Consider the following 17,509-nt stretch of genomic DNA (forward strand, 5'->3'; position numbering starts at 1 on the left):
ACGTGGTGCACGGGTTTGGTAAAGAGGCGGGTGAGGCGCTGGCGTCCCACGCCGGCATTGCCAAAGTTGCCTTTACCGGTTCTACCGCCACCGGCGGCCATATTCTGGAGCTGGCGGCGAAGAGCCTGATCCCCTCTACGGTCGAGCTGGGCGGGAAATCACCCAATATCTTCTTTGAAGATATCATGCAGGCGGAAGAGAGCTTTATTGAGAAAGCAGCCGAAGGCGTGGTGCTGGGCTTCCTGAACCAGGGCGAAGTCTGTACCTGCCCGTCACGGGCGCTGGTGCAGGAGTCGATATATGAGCCGTTCATGGCGGCCGTCATGAAGCGGGTGAAAACTATTAAACGGGGCGATCCGCTGGATACAGAGACGATGGTGGGTGCCCAGGCGTCACAGCAGCAGTTTGATAAAATCCTCTCCTATCTGGACGTGGCCCGGCAGGAGGGCGCGGAGGTGCTGGTGGGCGGAGGCGTCGAGAAACTGGATGATTCCCTCAACAGTGGCTACTACATTCAGCCGACCCTGCTGAAAGGCAACAACAGCATGCGGGTATTCCAGGAGGAGATCTTTGGCCCGGTTATCGGCATCACCACCTTTAAGGATGAAGCCGAAGCCGTCCGCATCGCCAACGACTCCATCTATGGGCTGGGGGCAGGCGTCTGGACCCGCGATATCAACCGCGCTTATCGGGTCGGCCGGGCAATCAAAGCCGGACGCGTCTGGACAAACTGCTATCACCTCTATCCGGCGCACGCGGCCTTTGGTGGCTATAAGAAATCGGGGATTGGGCGTGAGACCCACAAAATGATGCTGGATCACTATCAGCAGACCAAAAACCTGCTGGTCAGCTACAGTATCGAACCGCTCGGTTTTTTCTGAACCTGACGCGGGGAGCCGCTGCCTGCGGCTCTCATTCCTCTCCGTTATCACCGCTGAACCACGCTACGGCGTAGTTTTTGTACGATTAGAGGATGTAATGTACCGGGTGATTTTTGCCTTCGGAAACCATCAGACGGCCCGGTAAAGAACAATTAATCAGTCTGTTAAAAAATTTAACATGTTTATTTAACGTTTCGCTTACTTTCCCCTCCTCACGCCGGGTGCCTGGCTGCAGCCAGGCACTACATCAATATATTAACGTATTGATAAACTGGCATTTATACGAATTCTCCTTTGCGAACTGACGCCCGATGCCTCTCTGCTTCCGGGGCACGAATCATTCTGATCTTTCCTTAATAGCGCCACTCATTACATGAGAGGTATTAATGCTGATTTCAGCCCTGTCATATTTTTGAGTAAAAATACTTCATATTAACGCAGCTTGTTAAGATTACTCCTATGTAGATGGTTAAAAGTGAGGCAGATTTGTATTAACAAAATTAGTTAATGAAAACTGATGTTTTTTGCACCAAAACCGTGCCGTTGAATTTTCGTCAGTCTTATGTAAACTTGCAGCTAATATTTACAAATGGATTTTGGTTTCAGGCTCACGGGCAGGATTTTCCTGACTCGTGCGGTAGCTATGAGAGATCATGGATTGATAAAGTGTTTAAAATGAACAACTAACAGCGGTCAGGGAAGGGTGGCTGGTGCGGTCTGCTTAAACTTTCAGCGACATCTGAATTGTCAGCGCGAAAGTTTTTCTGTCATGGATGGCTTAAGTAATCTCTGGATTTACCCTGCCTCAGGAATTTTGTCGGAAAGAAATAGATCAACAATTTGATCATTTACATTCAGGCGTAATTTCTTCCCGTCTCTGCCTTAGCCTGCCGAAGTCGCTTTTCATACTTAATCTTTGTTGATCGTTTTTCAGCAGGGCAGACGCTAATTCAGCGCAATCTGCTTAATGATTGCTTTTTGATCTGGTACTAATCAGCGGCCAGACATTTAACACCCTCCGATTTTCATTACTGACACCCGGCCCCTGGCCACTCTTCTAGGTACGAATGGAACACAACATGAAAAATATGGTGAAGCTCCGCATTGCATTAGGCCTGATGGTTGTTTTCTCTCTTGCGGGCTGTAAAACGCCCCCAAAAATGACGGATGACACGCTGGTGACCAGCACAGTCGATGGCGTGGCGATCAGCCACCGCTATGCGATTAAACCGCCAGCCCAGTTCACGCCGGTGAATCAGCCTTACCGTGCGCTCTATCCCGCCTCGGTAATGAGTCAGCCCAGCTTTGGCGGCAAAGTGGTTGAGACCCTGAAAAGCGGTGACAGCTACACCGTCATTGGTCAGGTAGAGAACAACTGGCTGGCGCTGGGTGAACCGGCTCAGGCCGCTGCGGAACCGGAAAAGGATGCCGCCAGCGCGAAAGAGGCGACGCCACCGGCTGCGCCACAGGCCTCCGTTAAGCTGGCAGGCTATGTGCCGTTCCGCGCCGTCGTGAAAAGCGAGCTTTACGATCAGACCGTGAAAGCCGATCAGCCAAAACGCCGTGCACGCAGCAGCAGCAAGAAGAAGACCTGCGTCGCGGTCAACGGTGACAGCACTGCCTGCCAGAACAGCAGCAGCGGAACCTGGATCATTAACTAATCGCACTGAGCAGGGAGGGCAGGATGATGATGACACGACAACTGCGCGCGGCGCTGATCGGCGTGATAGCCTGGCTGCTGGCAGGCTGCAGCAGCAGTACGCCGCCAGTGGCCTACTACAACCTGGATGTGCAGGCGCAGAACCAGGTCAACGGCGGTGCGCCGCTGAAAGTGCGGGTCATGTTACTGACCTCCGACGCGGATTTCATGTCGGCCGATTTCTACTCCCTGCAAAACCAGCCGGCGACCGCGCTGGGTAGTGCGCAACTGAATACGCAACAGTTCTTCCTGACGCCGGACCAGCGCAGCAAAACGCTGCGCATCCGGAGTCTGCCCGAGGCGCGCTTCATCGGCATCATGGCGGAATACCAGGCGCTGGATGGCAAAGTCTGGCGGCTGTCGCTGCCGGTCCCGGAAGGCGATGCCCCCGCATTCTGGGCGTTCTGGAAACGTAACGATGGCGAGCTGAATGCCCGCATCGTCGCGGGCGTTAACGGCCTACGAGTGGAAAAACAGTGATGCCTATGAACAGAGCCGAAAAGGTGGTCTGGACCGAGGGGATGTTTCTGCGTCCTCACCATTTCCAGCAGTCAGAAAATTATCTTCTCAGTACCCTGCGTGAATGGGGTCAGTCCCTGCGCCCCTTCACCTGGGGTTTTTACGATCTGGAGTTTGATGAGGCGCTGATGCGTCAGGGCAAACTGGCTCTGAGTGCCGCCAGCGGCTGCCTGCCGGACGGCACCTTCTTTGCGTTCAGTCAGCCCCGGCATGGCCCGGCACCGCTCGATCTGCCTGCCACGATTGACCGCAGCAAGGTCGTGCTGGCGATACCGGCCCGCCGCAACGGACGTGAGGCAGTTGCCTTCCAGGAGTCTCAGGATTCTCTGGCGCGCTATCTGGCCTGGGAAGCGGAAGTGGAAGATGACAACGCTCAGGCGGTGGGCAGCGCGACCGTGCAGTTTGGCAAACTGCGCCTGCGTCTGATGCTGGAGCAGGACCTGACCGCTGAGTGGACCGCAATGGGCGTGGCGCAGGTGATTGAAAAACGCAGCGACAACCATATCCGGCTCGACAGCGACTACATTCCACCGATGCTGACCCTCAATAGCAGCCGTCCGCTGCAGAACATGTTCAACGATCTGCACGGGCTGATCCAGCAACGCAGCCAGCAGCTGAGCCAGCGGGCGCCCGGCACAGGCCGCTTCAACAGCGCCGATATGGTCGATTTTATGCTGCTGGCGCTGCTCAATCGTCAGCTTGGCCTGCACAGCCATCTGCAGCATCTGCCGCTGCTTCATCCGGAGACGCTCTACAGCCACTGGGTGCAACTGGCGGCAGAACTCAGCACCTGGACGCCCTCCCGCGCCCCGGACGGGCTGCCGCTTTACGATCATGACGATCTGCAGGGCTGCTTCAGCCGCCTGTCACTGCTGCTGCGTCAGGGACTGTCACAGGTGATGGAGGAGAGCGCAATTCAGCTGCCATTGATCCAGCGCTCACACGGCCTCAATGTCGCGACCGTGCCGGAAAGCAGCATGGTGCATGAGTTTGGCTTTGTGCTGGCGGTTAAAGCCAGTGTCCCCGCCGACACCCTGCAGACTCACTTCCCGGCGCAGATGAAAGTCGCGCCGGTCAGCAAAATCCGCGATCTGGTGCAGCTGCAGCTGCCGGGTCTGGCCCTGAGGGCAATGCCCGGCGCGCCGCCGCAGATCCCGTGGCATGCCGGTTACAACTATTTCGAACTGGATAAGAACAGCGAGCTATGGAAAGAGATGGAGCGCTCAGGCGCTTTTGCGCTGCACCTTGCCGGTGAGTTTCCGGGCCTGAACATGGAGTTCTGGGCCATCCGCAGTCAGTCAGAATAATAAACTGAGCACGCAGCATGATGCAGGAACACGAAAAATCACACAGCGACATTGCGCCGGATGCCAGCCATCAGAATGTGCTGGTCGCGGCGGCGAATCCCCTGATTAATGCCATTCCCCAGATCCGACATTCCGTCACCCATGACGACCCGGCCCAACTGCGCCAGCAGCTGATCGACCAGATCCGGCGCTTTGAACTGAGCTGTCAGCAGTCGGGGCTCGGCTATGAAGTGATTATCGGCGCGCGTTACTGCCTCTGCACGGCGCTGGATGAGGCGGCGGCGCTGACCCCCTGGGGCAGTCGCGGCGTCTGGACCAGCAACGGTCTGCTGGTCACCTTTCACAACGAAACCTGGGGCGGCGAAAAGTTTTTCCAGCTGCTGGCGAAGCTGTCACAGAACCCGCGTCGTCACATTCTGATGCTGGAACTGATCTACTTCTGTCTGGTGCTGGGATTCGAAGGGCGCTATCGGGTGCTGGACAACGGGCGCTCGCAGCTGGAGACCATTAAACAGCGGCTGCTGCAGATGATTAAAAGCGTGCGCGGCAGTTACGCGGCGGCGCTGTCACCGCACCCGACCGATCAGCCGGTACTGCGCAAACTCTGGCGGCCGATGATTCCGCTGTGGGCCTGTGCGGCCGTGGCGGGGCTGGCCGCCTGCCTGTTTTATATCGTGCTCAACTGGCGTCTGGGCGATTACACCTCGCCGGTGCTGGCGCGTATCTACCAGACGGCCCTGCCGGAAGTGAAGATCGGTAATCCGGCGCCCCCTCCGCCTGCCACGCTGAACCTGCGCGCCTTCCTGAAACCGGAAATTGATGCCGGGCTGGTGGCGGTGCGCGACGAGGCGGACCGCAGCGTCGTGACGCTGAAAGGGGACGGGCTGTTTGCATCGGCGGCCACCGAGGTGCGTGGACGTTATACCGACGTCATCCGGCGTATCGCCGCCGCCATGAACAACGTCAGCGGCCAGATTCAGGTGATTGGCTACAGCGACAACGTGCCGATTCGCAGTGCGCGCTTCGCTTCCAACTTTGAACTCTCTCTGGCGCGTGCCGAGTCGGTGCAGAGCCTGCTGCAACAGCAGCTGGCGCAGCCTTCACGGGTGAAAGCGGAAGGGCGCGGTGAAAGCAATCCGCTGGTGCCAAACACCAGCGCAGAAAATCGTGCACGTAACCGTCGGGTTGAAATCACGCTGCTGGTAGCACCGGATGCGACCCATGCCGAACTTAACGGCCTGGCGAGAGGGAACTGATCCATGCTGAATATCCTGTTTGCGGTACTGACCAGCCGCCTGGCGTGGGGCTTTGTCGGCATCACCGCGCTCTCTTTTATCATCTGGGTCATCGGCCCGGTCTTCTCTATCGTGGATTCGCGTCCGCTTGAGCCGGAGCAGAATCGCATCATCAGTATTGCGCTGCTCTATCTGGTGTGGGGCCTGGGGCAGGCGATCCCGCGGTTCTATAACTTCTGGCTTAACCGCAAGCTGATGTCGAGCCTGGAAACCGGCAAGAGTGACGCCCCGGAAGCGGACCGGCAGCGGCTGACCAGCGAAGAGCAGGTGCTGGCAGGGCGCTTCTCAGAAGCCACAGAGATGCTGAAAAAGGCGCACTTCCAGCGTCACAGCAGCAAAGGGACACCGTTCTGGGCGCAGCGCTTTGGCCGCCAGTATCTCTACCAGCTGCCGTGGTACATGATTATCGGCGCACCCGGTGCCGGTAAAACCACCGCGCTGGTCAACTCCGGCCTGCAGTTTCCGCTGGCGGATAAGTTCGGGAAGTCGGCGCTGCGCGGGATTGGCGGCACACGCAACTGCGACTGGTGGTTTACCAATGAAGCTGTTCTGCTCGACACGGCGGGGCGTTACAGCACCCAGGAGAGTCAGCAGGAGCGCGACGCCAGCGAATGGCACCACTTTCTCGGACTCCTGCGCAAATATCGCGGACGTCAGCCGATCAACGGCGTGGTCGTCACCCTCAGCGTCTCCGATCTGCTGACCCAGTCGCCTGAAGCGCTGCGCAACCAGGCGCTGGCTTTGCGTCAGCGCCTGATGGAGCTGCATGACCGTCTCGGCATCCGCTTCCCGGTCTATGTGCTGGTGACCAAGGCGGACCTGCTCAAAGGGTTCCGCAGCTACTTTGCCGCGCTGGATAAAGCGCAGCGTGAACAGGTGTGGGGGTTCACCTTCCCGTGGGCGCAGGCCTCCGCCGCCGATTTTGAGCTGAATAACCAGTTTCAGCAGGAGTACTCCCTGCTGCAGCAGCGGCTGGAAGCGGGGCTGGCGGATCGGCTGCTGACAGAGAGCGACGCGCAGGCGCGGGCCGAGAGCTATCTGTTCCCGCAGGAGTTTGCGGCACTGCGTCCGGTGCTGGCAGAGGCGCTCGACACGCTGTTTGCCCGCTCTGATTTTGAAACCCAGTTCGCCCCGCGCGGCATCTATTTTGCCAGCGGCACCCAGGAAGGTCTGCCGTTTGACCGGGTGATGGGGGAGCTAAACCGCGCACTCAATCTGCCGAACCAGCAGGCGGGTGAGTCGGGAAGCTGGGACCATGTCGATAAAGAGGCGCCGATCCCGCAGAACAAAGGGCAGAGCTTCTTCCTGAAAGGGGTGCTGGAAAATGTAATTTTCCAGGAGTCTGGCCTGGCGGGCAGCAACCGCTGGTGGGAGCTGCGCAACCGCGCCGGTCTGTGGTCGGGCTATCTGGCCCTGCTGGTGCTGTTACTGGTGGCTGGCGCGCTGTGGCTCACCAGCTACAGCAAAAACAAAGCCTATCTGCAGGAGATGGCTGCCAAAACGCCGCAGGTGGAGCAGCTGGGCGATCGGTTACAGCAGCAGGTCAATGGCGATCTGTTTGCGCTGGTGCCCTATCTTAATACCCTGTTGCACCTGCCGGAGAGCGCCGACTTCTCGCTCGACTCGCCACCGCTGACGCGCCGGATGGGGCTCTATCGCGGCACCGAGGTCAGCGATGCAACCCGGGCGCTCTACGACAAAGCGCTGAAGCAGCTGCTGTTGCCGCAGGTGGCACAGAACATCACCCGCTGGCTGCGCAATGACAATGGCAGCGACGCTGACTACAGCTATGAGGCGCTGAAGGCGTATCAGATGCTTTACCAGCCAAAGCATTACGATGGCAAGTTCCTGCAGGCGTGGCTGATGCTTAACCTCTCCCGCGAACTGCCGCAGAACGTCACCCAGCAGCAGGTCAAACAGCTGGCATGGCACCTGCAACAGTTGCTGGAGACGCAGATCCAGTCGTCGCCTTACGCGAAGGATGATGCGCTGGTCAGGCGCGAACAGACGCTGATTAACCAGATGCCGCTCTCACAGCGGGTCTATGGCCGACTGAAGCGGCTGCTGCAGCGCAACGGCACGCTACAGCCGGTCACGCTGTCGGCGCTGGGTGGGCCGCAGAGCGAGCTGGTGTTTTCACGCAAAAGCGGCAAGTCGGTCAACGACGGGGTAGAGGGGCTCTACACGCCGGATGGCTACTGGCAGCAGGTGGATAAGCAGATCGCGCCGGTGACGCAGGCGCTCTATAAGGACGATCTCTGGGTGCTGGATGGGGCCGCGCCGCAGCAGAAAAGCGAGGAGATCGACCTCGCGGTGCGCCAGCTCTATGTGCTGGACTATATCCGCCAGTGGGAGCAGTTCCTCAGCGATATCCAGCTCAACAGCAGCGCCGATCTGTCACAGCGCATCAACACGGCGCGCCTGCTCTCTGGCAATCACTCACCGCTGCGCCAGATGGTCATCAACCTCAGTAAACTGCTGACGCTGAACCGGGCACAGCCTGATGAGAAAACCGCGCAGCCGCAGCAGCCGTCAGATAACAGCGCCACCCGCACGCTGGAAGCGCTGTTTACCTCGCCCGACGCCAGCGCCGCACGGGGCCAGGGTGCCGCGCAGGCTGCACCGGAGCAGGCGGTGGCGCTGCACTTTGCGCCGATTCTGGAGCTGGCGCAGCCGTTACAGCAGGGCAGCAAGGTGCTGGCAGTCGATGATTTCCTGCATCAGATTGACGACCTTTATCGTTACCTCACGGCGGTGCAGGATGCCGCCAACAGCGGGATGCCGCCACCGGCCAGCGATGCGATCAGCCGTCTGCAGGCCAGCGCCGGTCGCCTGCCGGGGTCGCTGCAGAACATGGTTTCCAGCATGGCCGTGGGGGCCAGCAGCGATGCTCAGCGTCGCGACATGGATAACGTCCGCAAACGCATCACCATGGAGGTCGGCAGCTTCTGCCGTCAGGCGATTGCCGGTCGCTATCCGCTGGTGCGCTCTGCGCGCAGCGAGGTAACGCCCGACGACCTGGCCCGGATGTTTGCGCCAGGCAGCGGCATGATGGACAGCTTCTTCCGTGACAACCTGGCGAGCAAGGTGGATACCACCCGCGCGGCGTGGCGCTTTACGCCGGGCATTGACGGTAAAACCCTGCCAGGCGGCGAAGCCCTGCTGCGTCCCTTCCAGCAGGCGCAGTCGATTCGCGATGCCTTCTTTGCCAACGGCGCAACCACCCCAGGCTTCCGCGTGACGCTGCGCACCGTCAGGATGGACAACGATATTCTTAACCTGACGCTGGATGTGGATGGACAGATTCTGCGTTACAGCCACGGCCCGCAGGCGGTTCAGCTGGTCAGCTGGCCCGGTCCCGGCGGCACCAGCCAGGTGCGGATGCAGCTCGGTCTGACCAACGGCACCACGTCCACCCTGGTCACCAGCGGCCCGTGGGCGCTCAATCGCTTCTTCGACCGTGCCCGGGTGACCGCGGCTGGCGGACTGACCCGCGAAGCAACGTTCAGCGTGGAAGGCCATCAGGTGACGCTGTCGTTTACCCCTGGCAGCATTCGTAACCCGTTCCAGCTTCCCGGCTTTAGCTGCCCCTGAAACAGGATCCGACAATGACTCAATACGCTGCACCCTGCTGGTACGGCAAACTGCCCAGCGCGGGTGACTTTGTAAAGCGCCGCTTCCCGGACGTGCTCTATCGCCAGTGGTCCAGCTGGTTTCAGGTGGGGCTCCACCACTGGCAGAGCAATCAGGAAGGCGATAACGCGCCTTCACGGCCGTTTCTTAATGCGCCGGTATGGAACTTTGTGGTTCCCCCGATGCTCGGCAGCCAGCTCATCCAGATGGGCTGCCTGATTGCCGCGCGTGACAGTGTGGGGCGTAACTACCCGCTCTGTGCGCTGCGTCATTTCACCCCGGCCGAGTGGTCACCCGCGCTGCTGGCGCGTTCCGGTGAGTGGTATCAGCAGGTGGGCAATACACTGCTGCGGGTGGTGCAGGGCGGCGGCTCACCGGAACAGCTGGATCAGGCACTGCTCAGTATCCCGCAGCCGCAGCCTCCTCAGGCGTCAGACGAATCGTCAGACATTCTCAACGTGATCGGGCATGGCGACACCCCTTCGACGCTGAACTGGACGCTGCCGGGCGAGAACTTTGATCCGCAGTTCTACACCAGCTTCTGGTGGACGAACCAGAGCGACGGGTTTCCGCTTTATACCCAGGTGCACAGCGGTAACTTCACCGCCCAGCTTTTTTCCCTGCTGTTTGATCCGGCCGGCGGGGCAAAGCCGGGACGAAACGGACTTTATCCCCCGATGTTTGAATCCTGAGGCGACACGCATGACGACCAATATTGAGGCTTTGCTGGCACCGGTCAGCGACGACAATCCCGGTGGGGATAACCTGGAGTATCACGCCGATTTTCAGGCGATGGAGCAGGCCAGCGCCGGTAAAGCGGAGCAGCAGTTCGGCAGCACGATCATTCCGGCGGAACCGGCGGACTGGAACAAAGTGGAGAAACTGGCGATCGCGCTGCTGGAACGCAGCAAAGATCTGCGGGTGATGCTGGCGCTGACTCACGCCTGGACCGAGCTGAAAGGGCTGCCGGGCTACGCACAGGGCCTGAAACTGATTGAGCAGGCCTTACTGCTTTACTGGGAGCCGCTGTGGCCGCGGCTGGAAGAGTATGGCGAACAGGATCCTTTCTACCGCATCAACGCGCTGGCGCTGCTGGGTGACAAGTCGCCCCTGAGCAGCGCGGTGCGCCAGAGCTGGCTGCTGCGCTACCCCTCCGATGGGATCACGCTGCGCGATGCCGCTGCGCTGTGCGACGGCAGCAAGACAGAGGTGGCTGACTATCCGGGTGGCCTGCCGCGTCTGATCGACGAACTGGCGCGGGGCGATCAGCCCGGCATTGAGGCGGTGCTGCAGATTCATGAGCGGCTGCAGACCATCTGCGAAACCGTGGCCGAACGGCTGGGCGACGCCGCCGTGCCGGAACTGACGCAGCTGCGCAGGCAGATTGCACTGATCGCCGAGCGCGGCGAGGCCACCGATCTCAGCGCCCTGGTCCCCACGGCAGCGGCGACGGAACAGCCGGCTGAAACCGCAGCAGCGCCTGCACCGGCGGCACTCCGTGCAGCCACTGACTGGCGCAGTGTGCAGATTGGCTCCCGCGCCGACGCTCAGCTGATGCTGGAAAAGGTAAAGCTCTATTTTACCCAGCACGAGCCGAGCCATCCGGCACCACTGATGATCGACCGGGTTCAGCGTTTAATCGAACGCGACTTTCTGGAGATCATCCGTGAACTGGCCCCTGATGGGGTGCATCAGCTGGAAACCATTTTCGGCCGTCGCGATTAAGCAGACATAACGCACTCACACAGCGGGACCTGCGCGCCTGCTGTGACACTTTATCCGCGCATCATTAATGGAGAAAACCATGGCAACAAGCAAATCCAGTGGGCAGAAGTTCATTGCCCGCAATCGCGCGCCTCGCGTTCAGATTGAATATGACGTGGAAATTTATGGCGCGGAACGCAAAATTCAGCTGCCGTTTGTGATGGGCGTGCTGGCGGATCTGGTCGGTAAACCGCTGGAGCCGCAACCGGGCATCGACGAGCGTAAATTCCTTGAGATCGACATCGATAACTTCGATGAGCGCATGAAAGCCCTGAAGCCGCGCGCCGCTTTCCAGGTGGATAACACCCTGAACGGCGAAGGCAAACTGAATATTGATCTGACCTTTGACAGCATGGATGACTTCTCGCCGGATGCCGTGGCCCGCAACGTCGAGCCGCTAAGCAAATTGCTGGAAGCGCGTACCCAGCTGGCCAACCTGCTGACCTACATGGATGGCAAAAACGGCGCGGAAGAGCTGATTGGTAAAGTGCTGCAGGACCCGACGCTGTTACAGGCCCTGACCCATCTGCCAAAGCAGGGTGACACCACTGACGCAGAGGAGCCTAAAGCATGACCCAGACTTCACAACAGCCGCAGTCCCAGGGCGCGGCCAGCTTCAGTCAGGATGAGTTCAGCGCGCTGCTGAACAAAGAGTTCCGGCCAAAAAGCGATCAGGCGCGCGCTGCCGTGGAAAGCGCGGTAAAAACCCTGGCGCAGCAGGCCCTGGAAAATACCGTGACCGTCTCCAGCGATGCCTATCGCACCATCCAGTCACTGATCGCGGAGATCGATGAAAAGCTGTCGCAGCAGGTAAACCAGATTATTCACCATCCGGAATTTCAGTCGCTGGAGAGTGCCTGGCGTGGCCTGAGCTACCTGGTGAATAACACCGAAACCGACGAGATGCTGAAAATCCGCTTCATGAGCATCTCCAAACAGGAGCTGGGCCGCTCCCTGAAGCGCTACAAAGGCGCTGGCTGGGACCAGAGCCCGCTGTTCAAGAAAATTTATGAGCAGGAGTATGGTCAGTTCGGCGGCGAGCCGTTTGGCTGTCTGGTAGGTGACTACTATTTCGATCACAGTCCGCAGGATGTTGAGCTGCTGGGTGAGATGGCTCGTATCGGGGCGGCAGCGCACTGTCCGTTTATTACCGGTACCGCGCCAGAAGTGATGCAGATGGAGTCCTGGCAGGAGCTGGCGAATCCGCGTGACCTCTCCAAGATCTTCCAGAACACTGAATATGCCGCCTGGCGCAGTCTGCGTGAATCGGAAGATGCCCGTTATCTGGGGCTGGTCATGCCGCGCTTCCTGTCGCGTCTGCCGTACGGCATCCGCACCAACCCGGTCGACAGCTTCGATTTTGAAGAGCAGACCGACGGTTCCGATCACAGCAACTACGCGTGGAGCAATGCCGCCTACGCGATGGCAGCCAACATCAACCGTTCGTTCAAAGAGTATGGCTGGTGCACCGCGATTCGCGGCGTGGAGTCAGGCGGGGCGGTTGAAAACCTGCCGTGCCACACCTTCCCAAGCGACGACGGCGGCGTGGACATGAAGTGTCCGACCGAAATCGCCATCAGCGATCGGCGCGAAGCGGAGCTGGCGAAAAACGGCTTTATGCCGCTGGTACATCGCAAAAACTCTGATTTTGCCGCCTTTATCGGTGCGCAGTCACTGCAGAAGCCGACGGAGTATCACGATGCGGATGCCACGGCCAATGCCCGTCTGGCGGCGCGCCTGCCTTACCTGTTTGCCTGCTGCCGCTTCGCGCACTACCTGAAGTGCATCGTGCGTGACAAGATCGGCTCCTTCCGCGAGCGCGATGAGATGGAGCGCTGGCTGAACGACTGGGTGATGAACTATGTCGATGGCGATCCGGCTAACTCCTCCCAGGAGACCAAATCACGTAAGCCACTTGCGGCGGCTGAGGTCAATGTGGAAGAGCAGGAGGATAATCCAGGCTACTACGCCGCGAAGTTCTTCCTGCGTCCGCACTACCAGCTGGAAGGACTGACGGTGTCACTGCGTCTGGTTTCTAAGCTGCCGTCACTGAAAAATGACAACGCCTAAAGGGTGAAAAGGGGCGCGATGCTGGAGTCTGAATCTGCATCGCGCGCTTCCCTGCTGATGAGGCTATTAACCGGATGTTTGCCTGAGCCTGGTGTGCAATGCTATGCGCGGTCTTTTTCAGACTGAGTGCGTTTGCGTACGCTTTTCACCAGTATAAAAGTCACCGCGACGCAAACTGCGATGAAGACGGCTTTACCGGCAATCAATCCGAGTGAATAGGCATTGAAATGCTCATAGCGAGAAATGAGATATATCGACCCGACAAGTTTAGTGATCGAATAAAGTGAAAGTAGTGACATTAATATGGCCAGGAAAAGTAAGATGATTTTCTTCACGCTCATTCCTTTTTTGAGCAATTGACAGGCCCGCTACTATAAACTTTGCATGATATTACTGTCTACAGAATGGCCGGCTGCAATCTCAGGCGAATGGAAGAAGATTAATTCGCATGTCAGGTTTCGCTATGAACAAGCGAGAAATAAAAGTATTTGTCCGATTTAAAAAACGGGCAGCAAGAAGTCTGAAATAGCGTTAATGACGCTATTTCAGAAGCAAGGCAAAGGTAAAATATGGACTGTTTTATTCAGCCCCATGCTTTTCTTTTTGCCATATCCTTGCTTTTTTGAAAGCAATAATCTCAACCAATAAAGAGTGAAAGATAATGGCTATTGATATGTTTATGAAGGTTGACGGTGTCACCGGCGAGTCTAAAGACTCTAACCACACTGGCTGGACCGATATTACCTCTTTCTCATGGGGTGCCTCTCAGCCAGGCAACATGTCTGTTGGCGGCGGCGGCGGTGCCGGTAAAGTTAACTTTAACGACCTGCACGTTAACGCCCTGATCGACAAATCGACCACGGCACTGCTGAAGAACTGTGCCAGCGGTAAGCATCTCGCTAAAGTTGAACTTTCTATCTGTAAAGCGGGTGGGACTCAGGTTGAGTATGCACGCATTACTCTGGAAGATGTGCTGGTGACCACCGTTAATTACAACGGTTCTGACAACGGCGATACGCTGGGCATGACCTACTCCTTCCAGGCTTCTAAAGTGAAGCAGCAGTACTGGGAGCAGAGTGCTTCCGGCGGCAAGGGCGCTGAGAGCAGCGCAGGCTGGGACATCAAAGGCAACAAAGAAGCGTAATCAGGTACGCCCCTGCCAGGGGCGTATTTTAAAAGCAGGAACTGACATGCGTTTAATGAAGGCAAACTCATCGACCTGCAATGACGGATAAGATTTTATGAGTTTGTATGATTTTTTCATGTATGGCTGTTTGTTTTTATCTGCGTTAGTGATTGCTATGCATATTTATGCTGCCTGGTATTTTAAAGCTCATCAGGTGGCGTATCAAAATTTTGTTGATTGCTATCAGAAGGCTGGCTTGCAGTTAGATCTGACAACGAAATTTGCAAATAACCTAGGTTTTTATGCTAACTATCAGAAAATCGCTTTTTTCATGAATCTCAGAAAAGGGCGCAAGATGCGCTTTTCTCAAACGGAAAAGGTTAGCATCAGAGCCTATGACTTCGTGCAGCAACAACCTCAGGAAAATGTGGCGTGGATGGAGAAGACGCTTCATCTTTATCAGTTTACGTTCTGCATGACTTTTGCCTGGGTTTTCTTTATGTCCATATTTATTTATGTGCTCAACTAGATGTTGCAGGATACCTGTGAAGCTCTTTAAGTGCGTTTTTGCCGCAGCCTCTCTTTTTATTAGTGCTTCAGCACTTGCGGATGATATCTGTGTAAAACAGCCTTCAGACGGTGCGTTGTATCAGTGTACTGTTCAGCAGAAAAAGCTGGCAGAAGAGGAGCTGAACAGGGAGTACCAGACGGCAAAAAAACGCATTTTTCAGCTGTATGGCGCGCAGAAAAAAGTGGCGGATGAGTATGTCGCTGTTATGGTCGATACACAGCGTAACTGGCTTAAATATCGTGATGGTCAATGCAGACTTGAAGCCTTTGCCGCTGAAGAGAATAGTAATGCCAATGCGGTGGCAACCAACCTCTGTGTTATCCATATTGACAAAGGGCGTACTGACCTTCTCAGGAAACTGCCTTACTGAATGGGTCCCAGAAAATGAACACGATACCTTTTTCTGATGTGCTTATTTTTTTATCAGTGGGTGCATTCTTAATCTCAATCCCGTTACAGCTTGTCGGTTATATCATCTTCAGGCGTCATGCCAGAGACTATGATGCATTGATAAGTGAGTTTCGTAAGCGGAATCTGCAACTGGATATACTCACTCAGACCAGCTCCTTTTTAGGTTCATCTTTTCACCCTTTGAAGATTTCCTGGTTTGCTCGCCTCTATAAAGGCGTGCGGATGAATAGCAGCAGGCATCAGCCGGTAAGCCGTGAAACATACAGGTTCATTCAGTCGCTGCCTGAAGATGAAATTGGCTGGCTGGTCCGCCTTCATCATTTAAATATGCTGACGGGTGTCTTAATGATGGGCGGTGGGATGGGTTTTGTTATCTGGCGCCATTTCTTTTAATCATCTGTGCTTAGTTGCCTGCAGAATTTGAGTCGAAATTCGTTGTGCTAAGAATGGCTGAAACGATGCCCGTGAAAGGATATTAGGGTGGAGCGCATTTTTTTGTGCCTCTTATTCTGAAGTGGCGCTGAGATTGAAAGTTATTTCCTGTGACGCTTCCCCCTGGGTGCTGAAATGAAAAAACCGTTCCTGTTATTTGCTCTGGGCATATCGCATGCCGCCCTGGCGATATCGCCACCTGCAACAGACGCCTATACGCAACCGCAGATTTTCAGCAACTGGCTGTTGAATCGATGTGCAGGGAAAGTTTCTTCTGATAAGGCGTTTACTGATGATGCCTTTAAAAGTGCCTCAGTCTGGCTGGAAGCAAGCCATCTCCCTGTTGACGCCTTTAGTGAAGGCGACAGATTAATTGATGATTATCTGAAGATGGACCTGACCGGTTCGATCGCTGGAAACTTCAGAATGTTGAAATGCACACTGCTCTCGCAAAGTCAGGACGCAAAAACGGTTTACAGAAAGTACTCAGCTTCACATGAGCCAGACTAAAAGAGAATGAGGAGGAGCTGAATAACATGAAGATTAAGAAGGTGTTTCTGGGGTTTTTTGTTCTGATCTCTCTGCCTCTTATGGCGTTTGCTAAGACAACGTTCAGTTTTGAAGGTAAGCATTTCAACGCGCAGATAACGTATGGTTGTGAAGAAGGAAATCTGACCTGCGATAAGGTCTTGCTCAAATCGGTAAGCCTTAAAGATGGCTCCTTTATCGTGCTTAAGGGGAAAACGATCAACACGCACTGTCCTGACGTTTGCGACTTTAAGGGCTATGAGTTCAGCAACAAAACGTTTAACTACGCATTCTACCCCAGCACCAAAGGTGAGGACCTCTGGGACTACATAGTGACGAAGAGGGATAAGGTTATCGCTCACGACGTTGGGACCATGAAATAACGTCGGGAAAGGAAGGTTTAAACGTAGTTCTGACCGGGATTTTCGTAGCAGAGTTCTCTCTTCCATCTGATGTTCAGCGTTGCTTATTACACTAGTCGGGTTCGCTTTCGCTGAAAAAGGTCCTGAGCCTGACCTGTTATTATCTGACACAGTGGTGACGGAAATGAAAGGCGTCTTAAAGTTTTTACTGTTGTGCTTATCGCTAAGCCAGAGTGTTATGGCAAACGATAATGTTAAGTCCGGTACGTTACAGGCTTACTGGTTACCGGAATGGCATGGCAATATTAATTCTCCATCGCTTCAGCTACGCTTTGTTGCAGATGATAAAAGCAGCGCGCATAAAATTATTAACATCAATAGGTCTGACGTGTCGCGTGAATTTATTGGCAGGCATTTCACTCAGATCCCCGACGACTTCTTTAAATATAAAGAAGGGCATGCTGAACAATATGGCATGGTGAAGATTAATAACCTTAAGGTTACTACAGAGTGTGATGATCACGTGTATCAGGCTGATCTGGTTTCTTTTACAGCACAGCCGATAAAAAAAGCCTGGGCTGAGCAGGGCTGTGATAGTTATCCCTGGTTAATAACCCTGCGGTTAAAACAGGGGATTCAGGAAAGTGAACTCCTGAGTCGGCCGGAACAGGGGAGTCAGTCTGTCGCTAAGGTCTCTTCACAAACATCTTTAATTAAAATTAAGAGTATCAACCAGGCGTGGTTTTATGTGGCGACATATGACGAAAGTCAGCCAGGTCTGACGGGGCCGTTATCAGGCTATATTCCCGCGAATCGTCTTGAACCGGTTAACTGACACCCTGCAACGTTCACTTTTGATCAATCTGAACCGGCTTCGCACCACAAGGCGTCGCATTGATACTCACCCATCG

General features: G+C 55.9%; 18 protein-coding genes. 17 read left to right on the forward strand and 1 reads right to left on the reverse strand.

Translation table 11 applies throughout. The features are described from left to right. The 10 genes from CKF42_RS17805 to tssC form a co-directional block, all read left to right on the forward strand. Positions 1 to 881 (forward strand): aldehyde dehydrogenase family protein (locus CKF42_RS17805; RefSeq protein ID WP_146239957.1); only part of this gene is annotated, 881 nt, incomplete at its 5' end. A 1,067-nt stretch (positions 882 to 1,948) separates the two neighbouring features. Beyond that, positions 1,949 to 2,542 carry an SH3 domain-containing protein gene (locus tag CKF42_RS17810; RefSeq protein WP_046101640.1) on the forward strand — a complete coding sequence of 198 codons (594 nt, stop codon included), beginning with the start codon at positions 1,949 to 1,951 and terminating at the stop codon, positions 2,540 to 2,542. Between the two features lie 23 nt (positions 2,543 to 2,565). Further along, positions 2,566 to 3,060, forward strand: a complete 495-nt coding sequence (gene tssJ, locus CKF42_RS17815) for a type VI secretion system lipoprotein TssJ (RefSeq protein WP_111208822.1) — start codon at positions 2,566 to 2,568, stop codon at positions 3,058 to 3,060. A 5-nt stretch (positions 3,061 to 3,065) separates the two neighbouring features. Then, positions 3,066 to 4,406 carry a type VI secretion system baseplate subunit TssK gene (gene tssK, locus CKF42_RS17820; protein ID WP_111208839.1) on the forward strand — a complete coding sequence of 447 codons (1,341 nt, stop codon included), beginning with the start codon at positions 3,066 to 3,068 and terminating at the stop codon, positions 4,404 to 4,406. Between the two features lie 17 nt (positions 4,407 to 4,423). Continuing rightward, entirely contained in the window at positions 4,424 to 5,662 is a 1,239-nt protein-coding gene (locus CKF42_RS17825) for a DotU family type VI secretion system protein (RefSeq protein ID WP_046101641.1), read from the forward strand. Positions 5,663 to 5,665: 3 nt separating this feature from the next. Further along, the gene (gene tssM, locus CKF42_RS17830) at positions 5,666 to 9,295 is read left to right on the forward strand and encodes a type VI secretion system membrane subunit TssM (protein WP_111208823.1); all 3,630 of its coding nucleotides are present in this window, start codon (positions 5,666 to 5,668) and stop codon (positions 9,293 to 9,295) included. A gap of 14 nt (positions 9,296 to 9,309) precedes the next feature. Next, positions 9,310 to 10,026 (forward strand): type VI secretion system-associated protein TagF, encoded by a 717-nt coding sequence (gene tagF / locus CKF42_RS17835; RefSeq protein WP_009090756.1) that lies wholly within the window; start codon positions 9,310 to 9,312, stop codon positions 10,024 to 10,026. Positions 10,027 to 10,036: 10 nt separating this feature from the next. Continuing rightward, positions 10,037 to 11,059, forward strand: a complete 1,023-nt coding sequence (gene tssA, locus CKF42_RS17840) for a type VI secretion system protein TssA (protein WP_009090755.1) — start codon at positions 10,037 to 10,039, stop codon at positions 11,057 to 11,059. A 79-nt stretch (positions 11,060 to 11,138) separates the two neighbouring features. Beyond that, complete coding sequence (gene tssB, locus CKF42_RS17845) at positions 11,139 to 11,672, forward strand: type VI secretion system contractile sheath small subunit (RefSeq protein ID WP_009090754.1); 534 nt, start codon at positions 11,139 to 11,141, stop codon at positions 11,670 to 11,672. After that, positions 11,669 to 13,168 (forward strand): type VI secretion system contractile sheath large subunit, encoded by a 1,500-nt coding sequence (gene tssC / locus CKF42_RS17850; RefSeq protein WP_111208824.1) that lies wholly within the window; start codon positions 11,669 to 11,671, stop codon positions 13,166 to 13,168. The genes tssB and tssC overlap by 4 nt, the downstream gene beginning before the upstream one ends. 101 nt (positions 13,169 to 13,269) lie before the next feature. Here the strand turns inward: tssC and CKF42_RS17855 are convergent, their stop codons facing one another. Next, positions 13,270 to 13,509 carry a hypothetical protein gene (locus CKF42_RS17855; RefSeq protein WP_111208825.1) on the reverse strand — a complete coding sequence of 80 codons (240 nt, stop codon included), beginning with the start codon at positions 13,507 to 13,509 and terminating at the stop codon, positions 13,270 to 13,272. Between the two features lie 320 nt (positions 13,510 to 13,829). On the opposite strand from CKF42_RS17855, the gene CKF42_RS17860 reads away from it, so the two are divergent. The 7 genes from CKF42_RS17860 (at position 13,830) to CKF42_RS17890 (ending at position 17,433) form a co-directional block, all read left to right on the forward strand. Beyond that, the gene (locus CKF42_RS17860; protein ID WP_009090751.1) at positions 13,830 to 14,312 is read left to right on the forward strand and encodes a type VI secretion system tube protein Hcp; all 483 of its coding nucleotides are present in this window, start codon (positions 13,830 to 13,832) and stop codon (positions 14,310 to 14,312) included. 97 nt (positions 14,313 to 14,409) lie between these two features. Beyond that, positions 14,410 to 14,823 carry a hypothetical protein gene (locus CKF42_RS17865; RefSeq protein WP_111208826.1) on the forward strand — a complete coding sequence of 138 codons (414 nt, stop codon included), beginning with the start codon at positions 14,410 to 14,412 and terminating at the stop codon, positions 14,821 to 14,823. Positions 14,824 to 14,839: 16 nt separating this feature from the next. Beyond that, complete coding sequence (locus tag CKF42_RS17870) at positions 14,840 to 15,235, forward strand: lysozyme inhibitor LprI family protein (RefSeq protein WP_233501058.1); 396 nt, start codon at positions 14,840 to 14,842, stop codon at positions 15,233 to 15,235. 14 nt (positions 15,236 to 15,249) lie between these two features. Beyond that, a complete protein-coding gene (locus tag CKF42_RS17875; RefSeq protein ID WP_111208828.1) occupies positions 15,250 to 15,669 on the forward strand; it encodes a hypothetical protein in 420 nt (139 codons plus the stop codon). A 174-nt stretch (positions 15,670 to 15,843) separates the two neighbouring features. Then, positions 15,844 to 16,218 (forward strand): T6SS amidase immunity protein Tai4 family protein, encoded by a 375-nt coding sequence (locus CKF42_RS17880; protein ID WP_111208829.1) that lies wholly within the window; start codon positions 15,844 to 15,846, stop codon positions 16,216 to 16,218. 26 nt (positions 16,219 to 16,244) lie between these two features. After that, positions 16,245 to 16,619, forward strand: a complete 375-nt coding sequence (locus CKF42_RS17885) for a hypothetical protein (protein WP_111208830.1) — start codon at positions 16,245 to 16,247, stop codon at positions 16,617 to 16,619. A 217-nt stretch (positions 16,620 to 16,836) separates the two neighbouring features. After that, positions 16,837 to 17,433 carry a hypothetical protein gene (locus tag CKF42_RS17890; protein ID WP_111208831.1) on the forward strand — a complete coding sequence of 199 codons (597 nt, stop codon included), beginning with the start codon at positions 16,837 to 16,839 and terminating at the stop codon, positions 17,431 to 17,433. Positions 17,434 to 17,509: the final 76 nt, after the last annotated feature.

This window comes from Pantoea sp. ARC270 (assembly GCF_003236725.1).
Lineage (GTDB): Bacteria > Pseudomonadota > Gammaproteobacteria > Enterobacterales > Enterobacteriaceae > Pantoea > Pantoea anthophila.

Excerpts from the sequence above, each read along its gene's own strand:
- CKF42_RS17885 (WP_111208830.1), top strand. The coding sequence starts at position 16,245 with ATGAAGATTAAGAAGGTGTTTCTGGGGTTTTTTGTTCTGATCTCTCTG.
- tssM (WP_111208823.1), top strand. The coding sequence starts at position 5,666 with ATGCTGAATATCCTGTTTGCGGTACTGACCAGCCGCCTGGCGTGGGGC.
- tssC (WP_111208824.1), top strand. The coding sequence starts at position 11,669 with ATGACCCAGACTTCACAACAGCCGCAGTCCCAGGGCGCGGCCAGCTTC.
- tssA (WP_009090755.1), top strand. The coding sequence starts at position 10,037 with ATGACGACCAATATTGAGGCTTTGCTGGCACCGGTCAGCGACGACAAT.
- CKF42_RS17810 (WP_046101640.1), top strand. The coding sequence starts at position 1,949 with ATGGAACACAACATGAAAAATATGGTGAAGCTCCGCATTGCATTAGGC.
- tagF (WP_009090756.1), top strand. The coding sequence starts at position 9,310 with ATGACTCAATACGCTGCACCCTGCTGGTACGGCAAACTGCCCAGCGCG.
- CKF42_RS17880 (WP_111208829.1), top strand. The coding sequence starts at position 15,844 with ATGAAAAAACCGTTCCTGTTATTTGCTCTGGGCATATCGCATGCCGCC.
- CKF42_RS17875 (WP_111208828.1), top strand. The coding sequence starts at position 15,250 with ATGAACACGATACCTTTTTCTGATGTGCTTATTTTTTTATCAGTGGGT.
- CKF42_RS17860 (WP_009090751.1), top strand. The coding sequence starts at position 13,830 with ATGGCTATTGATATGTTTATGAAGGTTGACGGTGTCACCGGCGAGTCT.
- CKF42_RS17890 (WP_111208831.1), top strand. The coding sequence starts at position 16,837 with ATGGCAAACGATAATGTTAAGTCCGGTACGTTACAGGCTTACTGGTTA.
- CKF42_RS17855 (WP_111208825.1), bottom strand. The coding sequence starts at position 13,509 with ATGAGCGTGAAGAAAATCATCTTACTTTTCCTGGCCATATTAATGTCA.
- CKF42_RS17825 (WP_046101641.1), top strand. The coding sequence starts at position 4,424 with ATGATGCAGGAACACGAAAAATCACACAGCGACATTGCGCCGGATGCC.
- tssK (WP_111208839.1), top strand. The coding sequence starts at position 3,066 with ATGAACAGAGCCGAAAAGGTGGTCTGGACCGAGGGGATGTTTCTGCGT.
- tssB (WP_009090754.1), top strand. The coding sequence starts at position 11,139 with ATGGCAACAAGCAAATCCAGTGGGCAGAAGTTCATTGCCCGCAATCGC.
- tssJ (WP_111208822.1), top strand. The coding sequence starts at position 2,566 with ATGATGATGACACGACAACTGCGCGCGGCGCTGATCGGCGTGATAGCC.
- CKF42_RS17865 (WP_111208826.1), top strand. The coding sequence starts at position 14,410 with ATGAGTTTGTATGATTTTTTCATGTATGGCTGTTTGTTTTTATCTGCG.